This window comes from Corynebacterium tuscaniense, from assembly GCF_008693065.1.
GTDB classification, from domain to species: Bacteria; Actinomycetota; Actinomycetes; order Mycobacteriales; family Mycobacteriaceae; genus Corynebacterium; species Corynebacterium tuscaniense.
In genome coordinates, this window is sequence record NZ_VXKH01000093.1 from 1 (window position 1) to 4,058 (window position 4,058).

Annotated in this window: 5 protein-coding genes; 4 read left to right on the forward strand and 1 reads right to left on the reverse strand. The window is 62.5% G+C overall.

The features are described 5' to 3' along the window. The 3 genes from F4V54_RS10245 to F4V54_RS10255 form a co-directional block, all read left to right on the forward strand. The coding region (locus F4V54_RS10245; RefSeq protein WP_249041291.1) for a cytochrome b/b6 domain-containing protein at positions 1-1,064 on the forward strand (1,064 nt) is incomplete at its 5' end. Positions 1,065-1,159: 95 nt separating this feature from the next. Then, positions 1,160-1,609, forward strand: a complete 450-nt coding sequence (locus F4V54_RS10250; protein WP_150387073.1) for a PH domain-containing protein — start codon at positions 1,160-1,162, stop codon at positions 1,607-1,609. Next, entirely contained in the window at positions 1,606-3,009 is a 1,404-nt protein-coding gene (locus F4V54_RS10255; protein WP_150387070.1) for a PH domain-containing protein, read from the forward strand. Before F4V54_RS10250 ends, F4V54_RS10255 begins: the two co-directional genes overlap by 4 nt. Here the strand turns inward: F4V54_RS10255 and F4V54_RS10260 are convergent. Next, positions 2,982-3,383: a tRNA (cytidine(34)-2'-O)-methyltransferase gene (locus F4V54_RS10260; protein WP_232218122.1), complete on the reverse strand. Its 402-nt coding sequence runs from the start codon at positions 3,381-3,383 to the stop codon at positions 2,982-2,984. The genes F4V54_RS10255 and F4V54_RS10260 overlap by 28 nt on opposite strands. A gap of 84 nt (positions 3,384-3,467) precedes the next feature. Here F4V54_RS10260 and F4V54_RS10265 point away from each other — a divergent pair. Beyond that, positions 3,468-4,058, forward strand: a 591-nt coding sequence (locus tag F4V54_RS10265; RefSeq protein WP_150387071.1) for a tetrahydrofolate dehydrogenase/cyclohydrolase catalytic domain-containing protein, incomplete at its 3' end; no start/stop codon positions are given.

Here is a 4,058-nt window from a genome sequence, read left to right on the forward strand (position 1 = left end):
CGCCACCAGTGGCTGCCGTGCCGGCAGCGCCGGCAGCGCCGAAACCTCCGGGTGGGGTGGAATCTCCAGCGACTCCTGCACCAGCCCCGCGGCCCGCGCAGGAGGCCACAAAGCTGGAAGCCACGAAGCAGACAGCTCAAAAGCCTGCCCGCAGCAAGGCCCAGAACAAGACCCCGAAGTGTTTGCTCATGTGGGCCTTGGTGGGGGTTGTGGTTTTGGGGGTGGGGGTGTGGGCGTCGAGAAGCTTTTTGGGCTCTGATGCCGGACAGTCTTTCCTTGAGGCTTACCCGGGCCCCGCGCCGATGCCGGAGAATGCGCCGGTGGGGATTCCTGCGTGGCTGAATTGGGCGCACTTTTTCAACATGTTCCTGATGGTGCTGATTATTCGGACGGGTCTGCAGGTCCGTGGCCAGCGGAAACCCGAGGCGTACTGGCGGCCGAAAAAGGGTGGGAAGAAGATCAGCCTGGTGCTCTGGTTCCACCTCGTGCTGGACGTGCTGTGGGTGCTTAACGGCGTGATTTTCACAATCCTGCTGTTCGCAACGGGCCAGTGGATGCGCATCGTGCCAACGAGTTGGGATGTGTTCCCGAATGCGGTGTCCGCGGGCCTGCAATACCTGAGTTTGGACTGGCCGACGGATAACGGCTGGGTGTACTACAACGCGCTGCAGCAGCTCGCGTACTTTGTCACGGTGTTCATCGCAGCGCCGCTCGCGATCGCGTCGGGCGCGCGCATGAGCATGTGGTGGCGCAACGAGTGGAAGGCGGCGAACAAGCTGTTCCCGGCGCCGGTGGCGCGCGCGGTGCACTTCCCAGTGTTGGTGTACTTCCTGGTGTTTGTGGTGGTGCATGTGGGCTTGGTGCTCACCACGGGAGTGCTGCGGAACCTGAACACGATGTACGCGGCGCGTGGGGCGGTAGACCCGAATGAGTATGCGGCGGACTGGACGGGCCTGATCATGTTCCTGGTGTCGCTGGTGGTTGTTGCGGTGGCAGTAGCGGTGGCGCGCCCGCAGTTCCTGGCGCCGGTGGCGCGGCTGACGGGTGAGGTGTCCACGCGGTAGGGTAATTACCCATGAACAGCGCCGATTTTGCCCGCACCGGGGGTCATGTCCGTCCCGGTGAGCCGGTGCTGCGTCTGCCCACCACGGCGGCGGAGATGAATCCGGTGTCGAGGAAGCTCATCCTCGCGCGGTATGTCTCCCAGACCCTGTGGGCTTTGGTGTTGGCGGCGTGCTTCATCGTGCCCCAGCTCATGATGGGTGGCTGGTGGTGGCTCGGCGCGGCCGTTGTTGGGGCGTGGTATGTGTTCCAGCTCATCATGATTCCGCTGCGCGTGCGCAACACGGCGTGGTGGGAAACCGAGGACGAGCTGCTGATTACCAAAGGTAAATTCCGGCAGACGTTCACGCTGGTGCCGTATGGCCGTATCCAGTTTGTGGATGTCACCAGTGGCCCGTTCACGCGGATGCTTGGTCTGAAGGGCGTGAGCTTGCACACGGCGTCGGCAACGTCGGATGCGACGATCCCCGGCCTGCCCGCCGCGGAGGCGGATGCGTTGCGTGAGCGTCTGGCCATCAACGCGCGTGAACGGATGAGTGGCCTGTGACCGAGTACCGCCGGGTTCACCGCCTCACTCCGCTGTTGCGCGTGTGGGCGACATTGGTGGCGTTGACCACGATTGTGGTGTTCAATTTTGCTACTTACCTGGCTAACGCGCTGCGGGATCAGCAGTTCACAGCCCTGTTATTCGCGCAGGTAGCGGGTGGTGCGTTGGGGGCGCTTGCGCTAGTTTTCCTGGTGTCGCAAATTTGGTGGGCATGCACGGGTTTCCGGCTGGGGGAGGACGAGCTGGAGCTTCGCCGCGGCGTCATTTCCACGCAGGTGCGGTCCGCGCGTTATGACCGCATCCAGGCGGTTGATGTTGTCGAGCCCTTCGCGCCCCGCCTGTTCGGGCTCGCGCAGGTGCGCGTGGAGGTGGCTGGCGGATCAAATTCCGCGATCGAGATCGGCTACCTCACCCGCCGTGAGGCCGAAGCCATCCGCGCCGAGCTCCTGCACAAGATCGCGCCGCCCGAGGAACCCCAGGGAGGTTTCCTTGTCCCACCCATTCCCGTTGCACGTTCGCTCGTAGGTGCAGGGCTTCGCTTATCGACGCTCTTTGCCCTCACCTGGTCCCTCCTCCCCACCGTCACCGACTTTTCAGCAACGGTGATTGTGCCGGTGCTTGTAGGTTTTATCCCGCAGATCTGGCGGCAGATTGACCAGTCCTGGCGCTACAACGCCACTTTGGATGGGGACGTGGTGCACCTGTCCTACGGGCTGGCCAACCGCCGCACCCAAGCAGTGCCATTGGATCGGATTCACGCGATTGGCTTGTCGCAACCGGTGCTGTGGCGCTTGTTCGGGTGGTGGACGGTCACCGTGAACATTGCTGGATATGGCCGTGAGTCCAACAAAGCCTCCGGCACATCGCGCCTGCTGCCGGTGGGATCTTACGAGCAGGCTCTCGAGCTCATCGAGGCAATCAGTCCGCTACCGCGCGAACTGATTGTGAACCCGGACTGGGATCTGAAGTCCCCGCGCCGGGCACGCATAGCCTCACCCATTGATGCGTCCCGCCAAGCCCTTGCCCTGACCCCTCTTCCAGGCACAACCTATGCCACCACCAGCCATGGCTTGTTCAGCAGGCGGCTGGAATTCGTGGAAGTACTCCACATCCAGGAGGTCACGCTCCGTGTTGGGCCAGTTCAGCGCGCTTTAAAAGTGGCCAGCGTGCGCTTTGACCTGGTGCCGGGTCCGGTCCGGATGATAGCGCGTGACCTGGAACTCCAGGAGGCCTGGAAACTGGTTGAGGCGTTGAGTGCCCGTGAGCTACCGCCGGTTGCGGTGAAGGATTTAACACCACGACTCCCGGCGACCAGGGATTTCACTGTCCGCGAGACGGCCCAGGTGTCAGATCTTTCACCCGGAGCGCAGTGTCACACCCCGCCCGGGAAACCCAACTGACGCCACGCCTCATATGTAGCCACGGCAGCGGAGTTAGATAGGTTCATCGATCGGCGTCCCGGTAGCATTGGGATCCGTAGCTGGTCAGTCACGCGCTCGTGGTGGGAGTGGGAACGTGGCAGGCCAGTGGGCTCGGTTCCGAATAGCAGCGCATCCCCAGGTTGGAAAACCACATCGGTGTAGCGGTGGGTAGCGGAAGTGGTGAAGGCATAGATGTTGCCGCGCATAAGCGCAAAACAGCTGTCGATGTCATCGTGGACCTCAACGTGTGCGAGGTCGTGATAGTCAAGCCCCGACCGGCGCAAATGTTTGTCATCCAGTAAGAACCCGAGGGGCCGCACGAGGTGCAGGGTGGCACCTGTGCCCGCGCACATGCGGATGGCGTTGCCGGTGTTCGGTGGGATGACGGGGTTGTCGAAGATCACGTGAAGCACACATCGAAGTCTAAGATGGTGGCCGTGACTGCGATCAAATTGGATGGAAAGCTCTACCGCGAGGAGATTTTCGCGGATCTTCAAGCGCGTGTCACGCGCTTGAAGGATGAACACGGCATCACCCCGGGTCTGGCCACGGTGCTGGTGGGTGAGGACCCGGCAAGTCAGAATTACGTGCGAATGAAGCACAAGGATTGTGAGCAGCTGGGCATCGCGTCGATCATGAAGGAACTGCCGGGCGACTGCACGCAGGAAGAGCTCGACGCCGTGATCGAGGAGCTGAACAATGATCCGGCTGTGACTGGCTATATCGTGCAGCTGCCTTTGCCGAAGCACCTGGATGAGAACCGCGTGTTGAGCCTCATCGATCCGGACAAGGACGCGGATGGTCTGCACCCGGTCAACCTGGGGCGCCTCGTGCTCAATGAGCCGGCGCCGCTGCCGTGCACCCCGAATGGTTCACTGGCGCTGCTGGAGCGTTTCGGCGTGAACCTGGACGGTGCGATCGTGTGCGTCATCGGTCGCGGTGTCACCGTGGGTCGCCCGATTGGCCTCATGCTGACCAAGCGCGACGTCAACGCCACCGCCGTGCTCTGCCACACCGGCACCAAGGAT